The sequence below is a fragment of the Exiguobacterium sp. s143 genome, from assembly GCF_018618895.1.
GTDB classification, from domain to species: Bacteria; Bacillota; Bacilli; order Exiguobacteriales; family Exiguobacteriaceae; genus Exiguobacterium_A; species Exiguobacterium_A abrahamii.
This window is the reverse complement of the sequence record NZ_JACSMX010000001.1, coordinates 1,042,677-1,060,973: the sequence shown is the minus strand read 5'-3', so window position 1 is coordinate 1,060,973 and position 18,297 is coordinate 1,042,677. Positions and strand designations below refer to the sequence as shown.

The window sequence follows — 18,297 nt, the reverse complement described above, 5'->3', positions numbered from 1 at the left end:
TCCGATTATGGAAATACGCGAAGCTATTCCAGCTGATGCAGGACGTATTCATGACATTGCCGTCACATCTTGGTTGGATACGTATGCAGAAATCTATTCCGAACGTTCGAAAGCGCATTTCGTGCAGGAGGCGTATCCGCAAGAAGAAGTCGTTCGTGCGATCCGGACGGCGGAAGAAGCACGGGGAGAGTATTTTTATGTCGGAATCATCGATGAGGAAATCGTCGGTTTCATTCATGCTGTTGATGTTGAGGGAACGTGGGAGATCATTCGTCTGTACGTCTTGCCGAAATATCAGCAAAACGGAATCGGACGACGGCTGATCCGTGAACTCGAACGACAAGGAGCCGTCCCACTCGAAGTATACGTGGAGGCACGTAACTATAAAGCACGTCAGTTCTTAACCTCATTCGGTTTTGAAGAACTCAGTGAGATGACGGAAGAAGTCTTTGGGCAAGTAGAATCTGTCATTCGTCTTCGCCATGTCGCCTCATGAAATCCGTCTTGGGACGGTTTCGTGTGCGTTTGAAATAAGGTATCGTAAAAAGGAAGTATGAAGTGAAGAGGTGAGTTTGTGGTTGAACAACCAACAGGAATCATCGTATTAGTTTATCCGTTACAACTGCGTGCCCGTCCGAGTGAAGCCTTGATTCGGGTACTCGAACGAGAGTATGAAGTATTACTTGTCGACGCACCACGTCGCATCTCGTTTGAAGAGCATGGTCAACTGTTAAAAGAAGCATTACGTGAAGCCGGGAAACGCAAGCTACCGATTCATATCGTCGCCTGTAGCATGGGCGCACTCGTCGTCAATCGTCTGTTGCAAGAATATGAATTACCGGTCGCAAGCCTTGCGTTCATTTCACCGTTATTTGATTGGCATCCTTCGAAACAACTCGGAGGCGTCAAACAAGTCTTCGCGAGTGCATTTGATCGTTTCCGGCCCGATGCGCCACTCGGTACGTTGCCGTTTGGTCAAAGTACGGAAGATACCGTTCGCATCGGTGAACTGACCTATGCACAGTACCGGGAAATCGAAGAAGAGATCGTCGTACATGACGAGGAACGAAAAAAACTGCCGCGTGTGAACTTGGCTTGTTTTTATGCACCAGACGATCAGTTCGCAGACGTCAAGTTGACGCTTGAAGTATGCCGGAAAATGGGTGGCGATCAGATTTACTTACAACGTCTACACGGTTTTCCGCATTTTAGTTTCGAACGGTTGAACACTCGGTTTGCAGAAAAATTAATGTTGTTCTTTAAGCTTGTTGAAGAATGAAATAATAAAAGTGATGCCTCTAAAAAAGGGCATCACTTTTTTGTGTCCCATCATCCGCGTACTTTTTTCTCGATCGCGATGATGAACGGGGGATGATTTTGTTGATTCAAGAAACGGTACTGGAGAACGGCATAATCTTGCTGATCAAGGGCTGTGACGTAATCGAGGACAGCGTCGCGTTCACGTTTTCCTTCCAGGTGACCGTGATAGACGACGAGGACGACAAGACCGCCGGGAGCGAGGACCGGGAGGAGGGCATCGAGTGCTTCGAGCGTCTCTTCTCCTGTCGTCGTGATTGATTTGTCGCTTCCAGGCAGGTAGCCGAGATTGAAGACACCGGCGCGGACAGGACGTTGTTCGTCCGAAAGACGGGCACCGACATGGATGTGGCTTTCATGATAAAGGTCGACGCGTGCTAACATTCCGGCTTCGTCGAGACGTCGCGTCGATTCCTCGATGGCTTGTGCCTGGACGTCGAACGCAAGGACTCGACCTTCTGGACCGACGCGTTCTGCTAAAAACTGTGTATCATGTCCATTTCCGGCAGTCATATCGACGACGCAGTCTCCGGGTTCGATAACGGACTCGAGTAATTGTTTCGTATAAGGTAGTACACGGGCAAGTGACATGGCATAGACTCCTGTTCCTATGGTCTGTTTTTCTAGTAATGGTTCAGTATGTGCAAGATTCTTTCTGCATTATATCATTTTTTGATTCGTTGACGAAAAGCGAAGTGGCTTGACAGTTAGGGGACGGATTGCGTAAAGTGGCAAGGTTGAGAATGAAATAGGAGGACCACATGTATGCCAAAATTACCAAAAGCGGTCTGGATCCTCGTCCTTGCGATGGCCATCAATACGACGGGATCCTCTTTTTTATGGCCGTTTAATACATTATATATTCATGAATATTTAGGAGAGTCGATGACAAAAGCAGGGATGGCGTTGTTCGTCAACTCGGCCTTAGCAATCGTCGGAAACTACTTAGGTGGAAAAGCGTTTGACCATCTCGGTGGCAAGAAGACGCTTGTCATCAGTGTCATCGGACTTGTCCTGTCTTCCGTCGGCTTGTTGCTGTTTCATCAGACGTACCTCGGATACGTCGCGATGCTTGGATTGATTGGATTCGTCGGTGGGATGGTTTTTCCGACGATCTACGCGATGACGGGTGTCATCTGGCCGGAAGGTGGGCGCCGTGCCTTTAATGCGATCTATGTCGCACAAAACGTCGGTGTAGCGCTCGGGACAGCAGTCAGTGGTCAAATCGCTGCCTTTTCGATTCAGTACATCTTCATCGCCAATCTCGTCCTCTACATCGCCTTTGCCATCATTTTGTTCGTTGGTTTGTCCTGGATTCAGGCACCGGCGCGGATGCATGCGGCGCATGACGAGATCGAAACGACACGCACACCCCTTGCACGCGGTGCGGCACGGACGATGTTGCTCGTCTCGATTGGTTATGCCTTACTTTGGTTCGTTTATGTGCAATGGCAAGGAACCTTTGCCGTACACACGAAATCGCTCGGTGTCACGATTTCCGAGTACTCGATTCTTTGGACGATCAACGGAGCACTCATCGTGTTCGCACAACCTTTACTAACACCAATTCTTCGTTGGTTTGGAGATGACTTAAAGCGACAATTGATGACCGGTACAGGAATCTTCCTCTTGTCTTATCTGATCGTTCCGTTCGCAGGCGGCTTCAAGATGTTCCTCGTCGCGATGATCATCCTGACGATTGGTGAGATGTTCATCTGGCCAGCAGTTCCTGCTATGGCAGCGAGACTCGCGCCGATCGGAAAAGAAGGAGAATTCCAAGGGTACGTCAATATTGCTGCTTCAGCGGGGCGGATGATCAGTCCGACCGTTGGAGGGTTGATCTACGATGTATCAGGTATGTCAGCGGTCTTCTTGACATTAATTGGATTGATTCTGCTAGCGGGCGTCGTCTTCCTTCGTGCTATTCCAAAAATCACATCATGAGCATCATCTGTAAGACAGCGGACATTATGACCGCTGTCTTTTGTTACGTCATTCGTTCGAAAATCATAAAATAAACATTTAATAATATGGAATATTTCGGCAAAGAAACGGGTACTTTCTAATCAAGAACTTGAAAAAGAAAGGTCATATGAACGTTGCTTCTTTTTGACTGGAGGTGCACGAATGGAAAGGTGTCAATTCATCACAGATGCCGCAACTTGGACGACACACGTACAGCAACAACCTCTTGATATCTTCTACAGTCACCAATATGTCACGCTCAACGCTAGACCGTCTGAGCAAGCGGTGCTATTCCGTTATGAAGGTGATGCAGGAACACTGTTCTATCCCTTTTTGAAGCGCCGAATTTTTGATACGCCTTATTCAGATCTCATCACGCCGTATGGCTATGGTGGACCGGAAATCATCGGTCAACTGACTGCGACTGAAATGCAGCATGCACGTCTATTGTTTGAAAGGTGGGCAAAGCGAGAAGCGATTGTCTCGGAAATGATTCGCTTTAATCCATTGACGGGTAATGAACGCTTCATGCGGGATTGGACGAAAGTCTCCTTCATCCGTCATACGACGAGTATCGATTTACGCCCTTCAATAGAAGACATCATGCAGACATTTCATAAGAAGACGAGAAGTATGATTCGCAAATCGCTTGCCTCTCCTTTAACCGTTAGAACAGGAACACGAGACGACCTACCTGTTTTTGTAGCGTTGTATCATGAAACGATGGACCGGAAGAATGCTTCGGCTCATTACTATTTTACGGCGAGTTATTTTGAGCAATTATTTGAAGCAAATCCACTCTGTGAGCCATTGTTACTGATTGCGGAAATCGACGGAGAACCTGTTGGTGGATACTTCGTATTGCTTGGAAAAGAATATGCCCACGGTCATTTGATTGGTTGTAAGCGGGACGAAGCGAAGATGTTCCCGAATCAGCGACTCGAGTACGAAGCGATTCTTCAGGCGAAAGCACGCGGTCTCGTCGAACAACATCTCGGGGGTGGATATCAAGAACGGGATAGTCTCTTTGAGAGTAAATGCCGTTACACCGGGTATCGTTTATTTGAGTATCATCAAGGAAAATCGATCCTCCAACCAGCCATATACGATCAGTTATGTGTACGATACGGGTCAGATGCTGATTCGGATTATTTTCCGGCTTACCGACAAACCAGTGTCCAAATGGCGACAAGTTAAACAGTAACTAAATGAAGAAGGATAAACGACTACATTGTGTAGTCGTTTTTTTGATATGCTGAAATCATGATAGATCAATTGAGGGGGATGTGTCTTGAAAAAACGAGGTCTTATTTTTGATATGGATGGGGTCATCTTAGATAGTGAAATCCGCTACTTTGAGGTCCATCAGCAAATGTTCAAAACGTTATCGATTCCGCTCGATCCAGTTCAGTATGCGACGTTCATGGGAAAAACAGGAGATGAGATGTGGGAAGAACTTGTCGAGCAACACGACCTTCCAGAAACAGCGAGTGCATTACTTGAGGAAGAACATCGGTTGTTTCAAATTCATGCAAAACCGGAGGAATGTGGTTTAAAAGAGGGAGTCAAACAAGTCATCGAGCAAGCGGCGTCTCTTGGTTACGATATCGGGATTGCCTCCTCGAGTTCGCTTCAAAAAATCGAACGCGTCATCCGTCATTATGAGCTTCCAATCACGCATTACGTCAGTGGAGAAGAAGTCGTGCGTTCAAAGCCTGATCCTGCGATTTTTCATCTTGCAGCATCACGAATCGGGCACGCGCCTGAAGATTGTCTCGTCATTGAAGACGCTGCAAACGGGATGATCGGCGCAAAAGCAGCAGGCATGGAAGTGATTGCGCTTCTCGATGATCGGATGCCGATGCAACGTCTAGAACAAGCGGATCATGTAGCACGATCGCATGCAGAAATCGAGGAAATTTTACGGAAGCGTTGACGCTTGAGGAAGAAACAGATTACACTAGGAAAAGATAGTCAATTGCATGGAACTGAAGTAGTAGGGGAAAGGTGCCGTCAAGAGAGCTGGTGGAAGGTGCGAACCAGTCGGTAACAACCGTGAACTCGTCAGGGAGCACGATTCGTGAAGTCGTAGTAGCGAATCCGGTCTTTCACACCGTTATCCGTGAATCAAGCGGTCTGTCATAGACAGACAACGTGGGTGGTACCGCGGAAGCCAAACCGGTCTTTCGTCCCTATTCCTAGGGGCGGAGGACCGGTTTTTTTAGATTAGAGGAGGAAAAGACATGCCGTACAATCATCGCGAAATCGAACCAAAATGGCAGGCGCGTTGGGATCAAGACAACGCCTTCGTCACGACAGAAGATCCAGAAAAAGAAGGGTTTTATGCCCTTGATATGTTCCCGTATCCGTCAGGTGCCGGTCTCCACGTCGGTCACCCGGAAGGCTACACAGCAACCGACATCCTCGCACGGATGAAACGGATGCAAGGATACAACGTCTTGCACCCGATGGGATGGGATGCGTTCGGATTACCAGCAGAACAATACGCCCTCGATACAGGGAATGACCCACGTGAATTCACAGCGAAAAACATCGAGACGTTCAAGCGTCAGTTGAAAGAACTTGGATTCTCCTATGACTGGGATCGTGAAATCAACACGACAGATCCGAAGTACTACAAATGGACACAGTGGATCTTTACGAAGTTGTATGAAAAAGGACTTGCGTTCGTGGACGAAGTCGCGGTCAACTGGTGCCCAGCACTCGGAACCGTTCTTGCGAATGAAGAAGTCATCGACGGATTATCTGAACGCGGAAATCATCCGGTCGTGCGTGTCCCGATGCGTCAATGGGTCTTGAAAATCACGGAATATGCGGATCGTCTTCTTGAAGATCTCGATGACCTCGATTGGCCGGATTCTGTCAAAGAGATGCAACGGAACTGGATCGGGAAATCAGAAGGTGCTGAGATCGATTTCACGATTGATGGACACAAAAAACAAGTCACGGTCTTTACGACACGCCCGGACACAATCTTCGGTGCGACGTACCTCGTGCTTGCGCCGGAGCATCCATTCGTAGCTGACATCACGACAGCGGATCACAAGGAAGCCGTCGATACGTACATTTCGCAGGTCCAAACGAAGTCGGACCTCGAGCGGACGGATTTAGCGAAGGAAAAAACAGGCGTCTTCACGGGTGCTTTCGCCGTCAATCCAATCTCAGGTGATCGTCTTCCAATCTGGATCGCTGATTATGTCCTTGCTTCGTACGGAACGGGTGCAATCATGGCGGTCCCAGGACACGATGAGCGCGATCATGAATTCGCGAAACAATTCGACTTGCCAATCGTTGAAGTCGTCGCGGGTGGAAACGTCGATGAAGCAGCCTATACAGGAGAGGGCGAACACGTCAACTCGCATATGCTTGATGGTCTTGGAAAACAAGAAGCAATCGAGACGATGATTGCTGAACTCGAAACGAATCAAGTCGGACGTAAGAAAATCACGTATCGTCTCCGCGACTGGTTGTTCAGTCGTCAACGGTATTGGGGCGAGCCGATTCCAGTCGTTCATATGGAAGATGGTTCGATGAAGACGCTCAGTCAAGAGGAATTACCGCTTGAACTTCCAATCATTCCGGAAATCAAACCGTCTGGTACAGGCGAATCACCACTTGCGCTTGCGGAAGACTGGTTGGATTATACGGATCCTGAAACAGGAATGAAAGGGCGTCGCGAGACGAATACGATGCCACAATGGGGCGGAAGCTGCTGGTATTATCTCCGTTTCATCGATCCGCACAATGAAGAGGCGATCGCGGATCCAGAAAAATTAAAATACTGGCTTCCAGTCGATATTTACATCGGTGGTGCGGAACACGCCGTTCTCCACTTGTTGTATGCGCGCTTCTGGCATAAAGTCTTGTATGATGCAGGCGTCGTACCAACAAAAGAACCATTCCAGAAGTTGTACAACCAAGGGATGATTCTTGGAGAAAACAACGAGAAGATGTCAAAATCACGCGGTAATGTCATCAACCCGGATGAAATCGTCAAGTCGCATGGTGCGGATACGTTACGCTTGTACGAAATGTTCATGGGACCACTCGACGCATCAGTTGCCTGGTCTGAGAACGGTCTTGATGGAGCCCGTCGTTTCCTTGATCGTGTCTGGCGCTTGTTCGAACGGACAGCAGACATTCAAGACGTCACAGAAGTCGATGCTGACTTCGAGCGGACGTACCACCAGACGGTCAAGAAGGTTACGGAAGACTTCGCGAACATCCAGTTCAACACCGGAATTTCGCAACTCATGGTCTTCGTCAACGAAGCAAATAAACAGTCGGTTCTTCCGCGTCACTTCCTTCGTGGATTCATTCAATTGTTAACACCAGTCGCGCCGCACCTTGGTGAGGAACTCTGGGAACAACTTGGATTTGAAGAGACATTGACGTATGCGGCATGGCCAACATTCGATGAATCGAAACTCGTCAGCGATACGATGGAATTCGTCATTCAAGTGAACGGAAAGGTTCGCTCTAAAATCAAAATCAACGTCGATGCGACAAAAGAAGAAATCGAAGCACTTGCCTTTGCTGATGAAAAGACACAAGAATGGATCGGCGACAAAACAGTTCGTAAAGTCATCGTCGTACCGAAAAAATTAATCAATATCGTGGCAAACTAAGCCATAGCCCCTTTCATTCGTTTGATGCGAATGGAGGGGGTTTCTTCATTTCCGTCGCAAGTCCGCTTTTTTTTTCAACGACCTTCTGCTACACTGAATCAGAAACCGAGAAAGAAAGGCGAGTACCATCAATGAAACGATCTTATATAGTCTATACAACGATTTTTGCTGTCGTTTCGGGGTTGATCCTTTGCGTACTGCTCGTCTTCTCGAAGCCAGAGACGTTGTCACGTATTCAAGAAACGTTCGCGAAAATCGAGACGCAATCAAAGCATCAGGCAGCCGTTAAACAGGTGCCACCGAAAACGCCTTCAGCTATTCCGAACCCGGAAGAGCCATTAATCAAAAATGTCCAACATATGTTATATGATGATTCCATTGGTTCGTACCTCGTCGTCACAGACGATTATCGTTTCTTTGAAATCAGTGGAACCGGAGAACGCATCAACGCATCTTTCCAGTTAGAAGAAGGAAAGTTGTTGCTCGCTGGTTTAGACGGTATGACGCTCGTTGACGGGGAGACCGTCGCGCTATTGACGTCGAATCAGATTCTAGTCACGATTACGCGAAAAGACGGTGTCTGGAGCGAAGAAAAACGTGAAAAAGTACAAGGAACAACGATACGGGATAGTTTCCATGGTCTTGGATATGATGCGAAGAAAAAAGAATTCTATACGATTAATCATATTCGAGCACTGGGACGAGTCGAGGTGACTTATTTCGCGATGAAAGAGGATAAGATCAAGATTGATCCTGACGCCTCGGAAAAGAAAAAACGTGCATTGAAGAAAAAACAGAAACCGCCTTATCTGTCAGTCATCAAACGTGAGAAGATTGAAGCGGCGAGTGGGATGCGAAGTGATGCGAAGAAATCGTTCGAGTCCGAGTTCCGTCCGATTGGTCTTGCTGAACGGCAAGGTCGGATCTACACACTCGATTCAGAAGCGCTCTATCTCTATTCGATCGATCGAAAGGACAAAACGATCACGGGTGAGACAGCCAGTCCGAAAGTATATGGTTCGAAGGGGATTTTCGTGCAGGATAACGAGTTGTTCGCGTTAGTCGTCACGGATAAATTCTCAAGCCGATCGTTTACACCGATTGATTAAATCCTGACACAACAAGACCCGATTCCTCTGTTAAGCAGAAGAATCGGGTCTTGTTCATATTAAAAGACAGTATCACGTGCCATCTCTGCGGCGTGACTACCGGCGCAATGACCCGTCACGAATGCAGCTGTGATGTTGTAACCACCTGTATATCCATGGATATCAAGAATCTCCCCGGCAAAGAATAATCGCTCGGCTTTTTTCGACATCATCGTCTTTGGATCAATCTCTTTGATCGAGACGCCACCACCCGTGACGAAAGCTTTATCAAAGTCGAGCGTTCCCGTTGCTTTAAGTGGGAATCGCTTTAATTTTTGCAAGAAGTCCGTCCAGTCCTGTTTCTTGACTTGTGTGCAGACTTCATCGCCAAAGCCGATTTGAGCAAAGAGAAGTTCAAGCAGACGTTCCGGCACGAAGCCACGGAGGGCATTGCGCACTGTTTTCTTGGGATTGGCTGCAAGCGCGGCTTGGAAGCGTTCCGTTAACGCACCGAGTGATTCGTCTGGGAAGAGGTCAATCGATAGATAGACGATCGTCTCCTTGGAACGTTTGCGTTCCTTGATCGTGTACTGGCTACAGCGTAAAGCAATCGGACCGCTTAAACCGAAGTGTGTGAAGAGTAAGTCACCCGTATGTGTCTTGATTGCTTTGTCCTTTTTACCGTGGACCGTTAAGGCAACGTCACGTAGCGACAGCCCTTGTAATGTTTTTTCATGAATGAACGTATCACCTAATAGGATCGGAACTTCAGTTGGGAAGAGCTCAGTGATCGTATGACCTGCTTTTTCAGCCCACGGATAGCCGTCACCTGTCGAACCCGTGTGCGGAACGGATTGTCCGCCGACTGCAACGATGCAACTTTTTGCTTCAAGACGCATGCCATTTTCTAAGATGACAGCTGCAAAAGAACCGTCTGGATGGAAGTCGAGCGTAGCGACCTGCGCGTCTGTTTGAATCTCGGCACCATGCGCGCGGATTTGATCGATCAACACACGGACGACATCTGCTGCTTTATCCGAGACAGGAAACATCCGTCCATTGTCCTCTTCTTTGAGGGCGACACCAAACCCTTCGAAGAGTTCGATGATCGATTCATTATTGAATTGAGAAAAGGCACTATAAAGGAAACGTCCGTTTCCTGGAATCGACTGGACGAGTTCGTCGAGTGGTTTTCGGTTCGTGACGTTGCAACGTCCGCCGCCGGAGATCGCAAGCTTCCGACCTAATTTATTTCCTTTATCAAGCAGGAGTGTTCGGGCTCCAGCCTGTAAAGAGGCGAGCGTTGCCATCAAGCCGCTCGGTCCGCCTCCGATTACGATTACATCGTACATAAGGTCACCTCATTCATAGAATTCTGCTTGTTTCACTTTAGCAGAAGTTGCGACTGTAAACAAACCGTCTCTTTCAATTCAAGATAGACAGCGGTATAATGATTTGCAATTGTGTACGAGAGAACTTGTATAATGAGACAGTCACGATCAGAGTGTCGAGTTTAAAAATTAGAAAGCGTGAGGGATGTTACCATGTCCACAGTCAGTAATAAGCAGTCTACTTCTTCCGGCAATTCAGGATTCGTTCGTGGAACGATGCTCCTATCCGGTGCGTCACTGATTTCCCGCGCACTGGGTTTGATTTATCTCTTTCCGTTTCAGTTCATGGTCGGCGCGACAGGCATCATGTTCTATACCTATGCCTATAACTATTATGCGATCATGATCGGACTCGCGACAGCGGGGATTCCTGTCGCCGTCTCGAAATTCGTCGCCAAATACAATGCATTAGGAGAATATGATACGAGTGAACGGTTGTATCGGTCTGGTCTGAAAATCATGTCCTTGACCGGGATTGTTTCCTTCCTCGCTTTATTCTTTCTCGCACCGTATTTAGCACACCGGGCCATTCCAGGTGGTGACGTTGATTCAGCAGCATACGTTGATGCCGTCACGATGACGATTCGTGGCGTGAGTTTCGCTTTACTCTTGATTCCCCCGATGAGTATGACCCGAGGTTACTTCCAAGGGTATCAATCGATGGGACCAACAGCGATTTCGCAAATCTTGGAGCAAATCGTCCGGATCATCTTTTTGCTTGCAGGAGTCAGCATCGCGATTTATTTATTTGATTCAGGTGCAGCATTTGCCGCAACGATTGCAACGTTCAGCGCTTTCATTGGTGCAATCGGTAGTGTTGCGGTTCTGATCTATTATTTCCGCAAACGTGCCAGCGGCTTGCAGGAACTACGTGCTACTCAAACCGTCAGTTCGCCGGATCGCCCGTTAACGGATTTGTATAAGGAATTATTGACGTATGCGATTCCAATCGTCATGGTCGGTCTTTCGACACCCCTTTACCAAGTCATCGACCAAAATACGATGAATGCCGCATTACAAAGTATCGGTTACACGCTCGAAGCGGCCGGAAACGCGACTGCCTATCTGATTGCGGATAGTCATAAGATCGTCTTGATTCCGGTGTCGGTCGCAACAGGATTGTCATTATCGGCAACTCCACTGTTGACCGCATCCTTTACGCAAGGGGATATGCGGAAAGTACGAGCTCAAATCTCACAGATTTATCAACTCGTCTTTTTCGTGACGATTCCGGCAGTCGTCGGGATGATTCTCCTCAGTGAAGAAACGTTCCATGTGCTCTTCCCGAAAGATCAAGCGGCCTGGGTCTATCTATTAAGTTATGCGCCGAGTGCATTGTTCCTTGCCTTGTATTCTGTTACGGCAGCTGTCCTTCAAGGGATTAACCGTCAGTACTTCACGATCATTGCGACCCTCGCAGGATTACTTGCGAAGTATCTCTTGAATGCGCCGTTGATTCATTTGACGGGTGATGGAACGGGTGCTGGTTATGCGACGATCATTGGTTATCTCGTTGCGACGGGATTGATGTTCTTCCGGATCACACAAACGGTGAAGTTCCCATTCAGTACGGTCTTGCGCCGGACATCTTTGATTCTAATCATCAGTGCATTGATGGGAGCAGGTGTTGCACTCGTGAAGTGGGGAATGGTGTCCTTCTTACCAGAGACGACATGGGCATCTCTGTTGATCCTGATCATTGGTGCGGCAGTTGGAATCGTGATTTTCGCTGGACTCTCGATTTGGAGTGGATTAGCAGAAGTCGTATTAGGACGTAAAATTTCATTGAAACGAGGACGAGGTCATGCGTCTAGATAAACTATTATCCAACATGGGGGCAGGCTCCCGAAAAGAAGTAAAACTTTTGCTCAAGGCAGGGGCAATTCAAGTCGATGGTGAGATCGTTCGTGATCCGAAACAACATGTCGATGTCGAGACGCAACAGGTTCTGATGTACGGCGAACCGGTCACGTATCAAAAATACATCTATTTAATGATGAATAAACCACCTGGTGTCATTAGTGCGACGGAGGATAAACGAGATGAGACCGTCATTGATCTGTTGTTTGAAGACGTGACGTATTTCAAACCGTTTCCGGTCGGACGACTTGATAAGGATACTGAAGGCTTATTGTTACTGACAAACGATGGAGCGTTCAATCATGCTTTGATGTCTCCGAAGAAACACGTCGAAAAAACGTATTACGCGGAAGTGACAGGTGTGTTGACGCAAGAAGACGTCGAGGCAATTGCGGCAGGCGTCACCTTAGAAGACGGTTATCAGGCAAAGCCAGGAAAACTCGTTATCTTATCGACGACAGAAACAGACTCAAAGCTTGAATTGACAATCACGGAAGGGAAGTTTCATCAAGTCAAACGGATGATGCTTGCCCTCGGTAAAGAGGTCACATTCTTGAAACGGCGTTCGATTGGTCGCTTGGAGCTTGATCCGGCACTTGCACTTGGGGACTACCGCGAACTGACACCGGATGAATTATCCTTGTTTGATTGGCAACCTGAATAAGCAAAACGAAAGGCGATGGAATGAACATACATTCCATCGCCTTTTGTTGTAGGGTTTAGTTGTAGAGTTTAATTATTGATTACGTAGTGCTTCCGCGATCGGATAAGGACCGCTGAGTACTTCGAACACACGAGATTGTGTCGGATGATCAATCAAGTGAACGAACAGTGCTGCCACATCGTCACGAGACACCTTACGATCTTCGTATGAATCGAAATGCTCTTTCGTTTCAACAGTACCTGCTGGGTCATCGTAGCTGAGTGGACCAGGACGGACGATCGTATAATCAAGTCCGCTTTCTTTTAGGTGAGCATCTGCTGCTGCTTTCGATTCGAGATATACTTTTAGTTCGCCTTTCGGTTCTTCTGTACCGACTGAACTGAGCATTAGGAAACGATTGATTCCGTTCGCTTTTGCTGCATCGATGACTTTGATCGCACCTTCCTGATCGACGGCACGTGTCAATTCGTCCGATGCGCCACCAGCACCCGCTGCAAAGATGACGACGTCCGCGTTACTGACGACGCCACTGACATCCTTCGTCAAATCCCCAAGTCTGACTTCAGATGCACCGAGTGCAATCAAATCGTTGATTTGATTTTCTTCCCGTACGACAGCGATCGCTTGGTGATCTCCTTGTTTAGCGATCAATTCGACCATTTTGCGTCCCGTCGTTCCGTTTGCTCCAATGATTAAAATATTCATGCTTATCATCTCCTTCTCCCAATAGCTATACCCCACGTTTTAAAAAAGATAACAAAAAAAGACGCGAAGAATCGCGTCATCGAAAGATATACATAGTGAAACAGTGGATCAACCCGCTTGCTTTTGTTTCTTACTCGACGTCCATGTACCGCGTCGAGGGCTCACAATGAGATTGTTGTATTCGAGCACGTTCAAATCCCGCTGGACGGTCCTTGAAGTGATGCCAAACTCTTCAACCAACTCTGCTGTCGTAGTAGCTCCGTTCTCTTGGATGTAGAGATAAATCGATTTAATCCGGGTCAACATACGGTCTGTAGAATCTTTCATTGGTATAACCACTCCCCCAATGGATAGAATAGTGTTCTAAAGCTTCGGGTGACAAAAGACAATGCAATATCCAGTTGTTTCGCCTTTAGTATAACGTTTTGATATTAAAATGCAAGTAATTTAACCGAACGTTAGCATAAAAAACATATTCAAATGGTTTGTAAAGTCGATAATTTAGGTTTTATTTCATATTAATGTTCGTCATTTCGATAAATAAAAAAGAAAACAGAATTTGGATGTTCGTATCTGAACGAATATTCGCTATACTAGGAAGGTGTATAGGAAACGAATCCAAAACCAGTAATGAAGGAGCGAAATCAGATGGTGAATTGGAAAGAGGAAGTACTCGCACGTCGCGAGGACTTATTAGAAGATTTAAAAGAACTATTACGGATTCCGAGTGTACTCGACGAATCCACGATTGAAGAGGGTGCGCCGTTTGGTCATGAAGTCAAACGTGCACTCGATTGGATGCTCGCGACAGGGGAACGCGATGGATTCACGACAAAAAATGTCGATGGGTACGCAGGACATTTGGAGTATGGTCAAGGAGAAGAGTTACTCGGTATTCTTTGTCACTTAGACGTCGTACCAGCTGGTGGCGATCACTGGACATACGGTCCGTTCAATCCGACGCTTGTAGATGGAAAACTGTATGCGCGTGGAGCAATCGATGATAAAGGACCGACGATGGCAGCTTATTATGCTTTGAAAATCGTCAAAGAACTTGGCTTACCACTCTCGAAACGCATCCGTCTGATTGCAGGAGGGGATGAGGAGAGTGAATGGCGTTGTGTCAATCATTACTTCAAACATGAAGAGATGCCAACACTCGGTTTTGCACCAGATGCCGACTTCCCGATCATCAATGCGGAAAAAGGACTCTATGACGGGTTATTGATTCAAGGGAAACCAGCGCAAGCATCTGATACAGGCTATCATCTCGTTCGTTTTGAAGGTGGCGAACGTCCGAACATGGTACCGGGTCATGCCCAGGCGCTTCTTCGTGTCGTCGAAGTAGGAACACTTGAAACGGATTTCCATGCTTATCTTGAAGAACAAGGTTTGACGGGGACAGTCAAGCAAGAAACGGAAGGTCTCGTTCTTGATGTGAACGGTGTCGCAGCCCATGCGATGGAGCCGGACAACGGTAAAAATGCGGCCTTACATTTGGCGCGTTTCCTCAACACGCTTCACTTGGATTATAACGGTCGTCGTTATATTCAACTCGTGACGCATATGTTCCGGGATTCTCGCGGTGTAGCGATCGGTGTCGCTGCTTCAGACGAGACAGGTGACTTAACGATCAACGGCGGTGTATTCCGTTACGCCGAAGAGCAAGGAACGGCATCGATCAATATCCGTTACCCGTATACGGCAGACTTCACGGAACGTCTGCAAATCATCAAGGAAGCCGCGGCAGGATATGGTTTTGAATTGCAGACGCGTACGCATATGACTCCGCACCATGTTGATCCAAACCATGAATTGATCAAGACACTAAGTGCCGTCTATGAGCGCCACACGAACCAATCAGCTGATCTGATAGCAATTGGTGGCGGCACTTATGCGCGTTCATTGACGGCGGGAGTTGCTTTTGGTCCAGTCTTCCCTGGTGGTCCTGAAGTTGCCCACCAAGTCGATGAATATGTTGATTTTGATGAACTATTGCTTGCTGTCGCAATCTATGCAGAAGCGATTTATGAACTCGCAAAATAATGATTGATGATCCCCGCATCGTAAAGATGGGGGGATTGCTTCTTGAAAGGAAGTTCCGTGTGAAAAATCGTCAAACCTATCATTTCCAAGCCTTATATTTCTTTATTTTCTTTGGACAAGGAGCACTCATTCCGTACCTCGCGCTTTATTTCTCGAACGACGCGTTCGGACTGTCGGCTTCAGAGATTGGAACAATCGTTGCGATTGGACCGATTCTCTCCATTTTCCTACAACCTGTCTGGGGAATCGCGGCGGATCGACTCGGGAAGCCGAAACGACTCTTACTCGTCGCGATGCTTGCTGCCGGTATATTTACACTCAGTTACTTACTGACGTCTGCTTATCTGCTTTTATTGTTGATTTCTTGTGTCTGGGCGTTGTTCCAGTGTGCGCATATTCCGCTCGTGGATACATTAGCGATTGAGTACACGCGAAAGCGTAAAGTGGATTACGGCGCTTTACGTCTTTTCGGCTCAGCAGGGTTCGCTTTAGCTGTTTTCATTCTTGGGCAAATCACTGAGGGTGGCGGACTAAATCTGATTTTTTATGCAACCGGTGCAGCATGGGTTCTCGGTTTCCTTGTGCTGATCGGTATTGAAGAGACGGGCAGCGTCCATGTTTCACATCAGCAACCCGTACCGTTAAAACAGCTCTTTTCGAATCGACGCTTCCTGTTGTTCCTAGCAGGGGGGAGTTTGATCTTCGGACCCATCTTCGCCAACAATTATTACTTTGGTAGCTACGTCACGATTCGTGGCGAGACGACGGCACTCGTCGGAACATTATTCTTTGTCGCCGTTCTGTGCGAAATTCCGTTCATGCGCATCGCCACGCGTCTGTTATTACGATTCGGAGCGATTCCGGTTCTTGTATTCGTCTCCTTGTTGTCGGCTGCGCGGACGGCGATGATTGCTTTAGAACTTCCAATCGTCATGCTGTGGGTATTATCTGCGATGCAAGGTATGATCGTAGGTCTATTGATCCCTGTCGCCTTAGATTATGTCCGATCGCTCGTTCCAGAGACGATGGTCGCAACAGCCGTCAGTACATATATGGCAACGACGACGGGACTCGCGACCGCTTTGTTTAATCTGATGAGTGGTTTTGTACTCGAGAAGAGTACAATCTATATCGTCTTTTGGGTATATACAAGTAGTAGTATCCTAGGTGCGATTCTGTATGGTATCAGTGGTCGTATGAAGGAGTGAACGCGACGATGAGACAAGAACGACACTTTTTCATTGCCTTACCGATTCCTTCTAAAGATTTAGCGAATCTTGCTGAACGGTTATCGCTACCTGAGTACTTTCGTAACGTCTATACGTTAGAAGAGTATCATCTAACACTTCGTTTTTTCGGTCCATTGGAGGAAAAAGAACAGCAGTCGTGGAAACAGCAGTTACAGCAGGTCGCGCGTACGATGGAACCCTTCGTGCTACGATTCGATCGTTTGATCACGTTTGGTCGAGATGAACGACCACGCGTCGTAGGATTCGGAACGGAATCGGAGGAGTTGTTTCAATTAGTGGAACAGATTGATCCGAATTCGACCAGACCATTCGTACCGCATGTCACGATCGCGAAAAAATGGCGGACTGAGGCAGCTGAATGGGAGACGAGTCCGATGCAATCGGTAGAGTGGACTGTTCGTGAACTCGTTCTATTTGAAGTACGACCAGAGGTTTCACCGCGATATGAGCCGGTTTACCGGATTCATCTAGGTGAAGAGGAATGAGGTGATCCCCATCGCAATTTTGATGAAACTATATGATTTAGATAGTCGATTTGAAAAAAATCCGCTAGAGATGACGAAACGATTCGGTGAACACCAGGCACATGATTATGCCCATGTATACCGCAGATGGGAGGCAGGAGAGTTGTTTCCAGGGGAGACGCTCATCCGTCCGAAGAAGTGGTGGCAAGTGATGAAAAAAAGTGAAGTCATTCAACTTCCGGGTAAACAATTATCTCGAAGAGCGTTTGATAAATGGTACAAAAAACGTCTCGAGTTACAAAAGCTCTTGAACGTCACTGGCGGAGCAGGGGAGGAGGACATTTGGCGGATTCCATTGAAACGTCATTTAGACTTCTATCAGATGCTGCATCTACTAAATGAACAATATGCGATGTTTTATCGAGCGGTCATCCAATATCAAGTCGGAGAAGTCGAGTTGAGTCCGTTCGTCGTCGGACCGTCCGCAATCTATATCATGGAATGGCTTGATGGTGACGAAAGTATCTATCATATCCGGCGAGATAAGTTATGGCGGGAGCAGCCGTTCAAGGCTTCTGCGAAACAAATTTTGAATCCGAACATCGGTTTAAAGCGGACAGAAGATATTTTACGGGTCGTACTCGGCCGAGATTACGTCTTGCCGATCGAACGAGTCATCCTCGCTCCTTCAGGTTATTTTGATCAAATTCCAAAAGAAACGACGACGACGTATGTCAATAAAGTCGATTTTCCGAACTGGGTACAACGGATGAATGCGAATGCGACACATACAAAGGCATTTCAGATGCGGGTGTGTGAAAAAATCCTAAAAGAGACGGTATCGATTCCGTTTCACATGGCGATTCAAAGTGAGGAACAGTCTCGAATCCAAGAGTAA

At 47.3% G+C, this 18,297-nt stretch carries 17 protein-coding genes and 1 other annotated feature; of the genes, 13 read left to right on the top strand and 4 right to left on the bottom strand.

What is annotated here, in order from left to right; genetic code table 11:
* The first annotated feature begins 7 nt into the window (after nt 1-7).
* Both KNQ03_RS05685 and KNQ03_RS05680 read left to right on the top strand, forming a co-directional pair.
* Entirely contained in the window at nt 8-496 is a 489-nt protein-coding gene (locus tag KNQ03_RS05685) for a GNAT family N-acetyltransferase (RefSeq protein WP_023469107.1), read from the top strand.
* Between the two features lie 78 nt (nt 497-574).
* Nucleotides 575-1,279, top strand: coding sequence for a serine aminopeptidase domain-containing protein (locus tag KNQ03_RS05680; protein WP_035396459.1), 705 nt, complete (start codon nt 575-577; stop codon nt 1,277-1,279).
* 50 nt (nt 1,280-1,329) lie between these two features.
* Here the strand turns inward: KNQ03_RS05680 and mnmM are convergent, their stop codons facing one another.
* Nucleotides 1,330-1,929 carry a tRNA 5-(aminomethyl)-2-thiouridylate-methyltransferase MnmM gene (gene mnmM / locus KNQ03_RS05675; protein WP_255343803.1) on the bottom strand — a complete coding sequence of 200 codons (600 nt, stop codon included), beginning with the start codon at nt 1,927-1,929 and terminating at the stop codon, nt 1,330-1,332.
* Between the two features lie 153 nt (nt 1,930-2,082).
* Between mnmM and KNQ03_RS05670 the strand changes: the two genes are divergently transcribed.
* The 5 genes from KNQ03_RS05670 to KNQ03_RS05650 all read left to right on the top strand — a co-directional run bounded on the left by KNQ03_RS05670 (nt 2,083) and on the right by KNQ03_RS05650 (nt 9,040).
* A complete protein-coding gene (locus KNQ03_RS05670) occupies nt 2,083-3,261 on the top strand; it encodes an MDR family MFS transporter (protein ID WP_214723828.1) in 1,179 nt (392 codons plus the stop codon).
* Between the two features lie 183 nt (nt 3,262-3,444).
* Nucleotides 3,445-4,479, top strand: a complete 1,035-nt coding sequence (locus KNQ03_RS05665) for a peptidoglycan bridge formation glycyltransferase FemA/FemB family protein (protein WP_149427740.1) — start codon at nt 3,445-3,447, stop codon at nt 4,477-4,479.
* A 94-nt stretch (nt 4,480-4,573) separates the two neighbouring features.
* A complete protein-coding gene (locus KNQ03_RS05660) occupies nt 4,574-5,218 on the top strand; it encodes an HAD family hydrolase (protein ID WP_149427739.1) in 645 nt (214 codons plus the stop codon).
* A 38-nt stretch (nt 5,219-5,256) separates the two neighbouring features.
* Nucleotides 5,257-5,479 (top strand) — a binding site (T-box leader).
* Nucleotides 5,480-5,525: 46 nt separating this feature from the next.
* On the top strand, nt 5,526-7,931 hold the full coding sequence (gene leuS, locus KNQ03_RS05655; RefSeq protein ID WP_214723826.1) for a leucine--tRNA ligase: 2,406 nt from the start codon (nt 5,526-5,528) through the stop codon (nt 7,929-7,931).
* A 131-nt stretch (nt 7,932-8,062) separates the two neighbouring features.
* Nucleotides 8,063-9,040 carry a hypothetical protein gene (locus KNQ03_RS05650; RefSeq protein ID WP_149427738.1) on the top strand — a complete coding sequence of 326 codons (978 nt, stop codon included), beginning with the start codon at nt 8,063-8,065 and terminating at the stop codon, nt 9,038-9,040.
* 59 nt (nt 9,041-9,099) lie between these two features.
* On the opposite strand, the gene KNQ03_RS05645 is transcribed toward KNQ03_RS05650, so the two are convergent.
* Nucleotides 9,100-10,371 (bottom strand): BaiN/RdsA family NAD(P)/FAD-dependent oxidoreductase, encoded by a 1,272-nt coding sequence (locus tag KNQ03_RS05645; RefSeq protein WP_214723824.1) that lies wholly within the window; start codon nt 10,369-10,371, stop codon nt 9,100-9,102.
* A gap of 192 nt (nt 10,372-10,563) precedes the next feature.
* Between KNQ03_RS05645 and KNQ03_RS05640 the strand changes: the two genes are divergently transcribed.
* Both KNQ03_RS05640 and KNQ03_RS05635 read left to right on the top strand, forming a co-directional pair.
* A complete protein-coding gene (locus KNQ03_RS05640) occupies nt 10,564-12,228 on the top strand; it encodes a putative polysaccharide biosynthesis protein (RefSeq protein ID WP_214723822.1) in 1,665 nt (554 codons plus the stop codon).
* Nucleotides 12,215-12,934: a pseudouridine synthase gene (locus KNQ03_RS05635; RefSeq protein ID WP_214723820.1), complete on the top strand. Its 720-nt coding sequence runs from the start codon at nt 12,215-12,217 to the stop codon at nt 12,932-12,934. The genes KNQ03_RS05640 and KNQ03_RS05635 overlap by 14 nt, the downstream gene beginning before the upstream one ends.
* A 72-nt stretch (nt 12,935-13,006) precedes the next feature.
* Here the strand turns inward: KNQ03_RS05635 and KNQ03_RS05630 are convergent, their stop codons facing one another.
* Nucleotides 13,007-13,639: an SDR family oxidoreductase gene (locus KNQ03_RS05630; RefSeq protein WP_214723818.1), complete on the bottom strand. Its 633-nt coding sequence runs from the start codon at nt 13,637-13,639 to the stop codon at nt 13,007-13,009.
* A gap of 108 nt (nt 13,640-13,747) precedes the next feature.
* Complete coding sequence (locus KNQ03_RS05625) at nt 13,748-13,966, bottom strand: DeoR family transcriptional regulator (RefSeq protein ID WP_023469095.1); 219 nt, start codon at nt 13,964-13,966, stop codon at nt 13,748-13,750.
* Nucleotides 13,967-14,287: 321 nt separating this feature from the next.
* On the opposite strand from KNQ03_RS05625, the gene pepV reads away from it, so the two are divergent.
* Genes pepV through KNQ03_RS05605 form a run of 4 tightly spaced genes read left to right on the top strand, consistent with a single transcriptional unit; the run spans nt 14,288 to nt 18,297 of the window.
* Nucleotides 14,288-15,685, top strand: coding sequence for a dipeptidase PepV (gene pepV, locus KNQ03_RS05620; RefSeq protein WP_133207628.1), 1,398 nt, complete (start codon nt 14,288-14,290; stop codon nt 15,683-15,685).
* 59 nt (nt 15,686-15,744) lie between these two features.
* Entirely contained in the window at nt 15,745-16,893 is a 1,149-nt protein-coding gene (locus tag KNQ03_RS05615; RefSeq protein ID WP_064299485.1) for an MFS transporter, read from the top strand.
* 8 nt (nt 16,894-16,901) lie between these two features.
* The gene (thpR, locus tag KNQ03_RS05610) at nt 16,902-17,420 is read left to right on the top strand and encodes an RNA 2',3'-cyclic phosphodiesterase (RefSeq protein WP_214723816.1); all 519 of its coding nucleotides are present in this window, start codon (nt 16,902-16,904) and stop codon (nt 17,418-17,420) included.
* Nucleotides 17,421-17,442: 22 nt separating this feature from the next.
* Nucleotides 17,443-18,297, top strand: a complete 855-nt coding sequence (locus KNQ03_RS05605; protein ID WP_251140237.1) for a hypothetical protein — start codon at nt 17,443-17,445, stop codon at nt 18,295-18,297.

Bases quoted from the DNA above. Each gene is read 5' to 3' on its own strand.
- KNQ03_RS05685 (WP_023469107.1), top strand. From the start codon at position 8: ATGGAAATACGCGAAGCTATTCCAGCTGATGCAGGACGTATTCATGAC.
- KNQ03_RS05670 (WP_214723828.1), top strand. From the start codon at position 2,083: ATGCCAAAATTACCAAAAGCGGTCTGGATCCTCGTCCTTGCGATGGCC.
- KNQ03_RS05665 (WP_149427740.1), top strand. From the start codon at position 3,445: ATGGAAAGGTGTCAATTCATCACAGATGCCGCAACTTGGACGACACAC.
- leuS (WP_214723826.1), top strand. From the start codon at position 5,526: ATGCCGTACAATCATCGCGAAATCGAACCAAAATGGCAGGCGCGTTGG.
- KNQ03_RS05650 (WP_149427738.1), top strand. From the start codon at position 8,063: ATGAAACGATCTTATATAGTCTATACAACGATTTTTGCTGTCGTTTCG.
- KNQ03_RS05645 (WP_214723824.1), bottom strand. From the start codon at position 10,371: ATGTACGATGTAATCGTAATCGGAGGCGGACCGAGCGGCTTGATGGCA.
- KNQ03_RS05640 (WP_214723822.1), top strand. From the start codon at position 10,564: ATGTCCACAGTCAGTAATAAGCAGTCTACTTCTTCCGGCAATTCAGGA.
- KNQ03_RS05635 (WP_214723820.1), top strand. From the start codon at position 12,215: ATGCGTCTAGATAAACTATTATCCAACATGGGGGCAGGCTCCCGAAAA.
- KNQ03_RS05630 (WP_214723818.1), bottom strand. From the start codon at position 13,639: ATGAATATTTTAATCATTGGAGCAAACGGAACGACGGGACGCAAAATG.
- KNQ03_RS05625 (WP_023469095.1), bottom strand. From the start codon at position 13,966: ATGAAAGATTCTACAGACCGTATGTTGACCCGGATTAAATCGATTTAT.
- pepV (WP_133207628.1), top strand. From the start codon at position 14,288: ATGGTGAATTGGAAAGAGGAAGTACTCGCACGTCGCGAGGACTTATTA.
- thpR (WP_214723816.1), top strand. From the start codon at position 16,902: ATGAGACAAGAACGACACTTTTTCATTGCCTTACCGATTCCTTCTAAA.
- KNQ03_RS05605 (WP_251140237.1), top strand. From the start codon at position 17,443: ATGAAACTATATGATTTAGATAGTCGATTTGAAAAAAATCCGCTAGAG.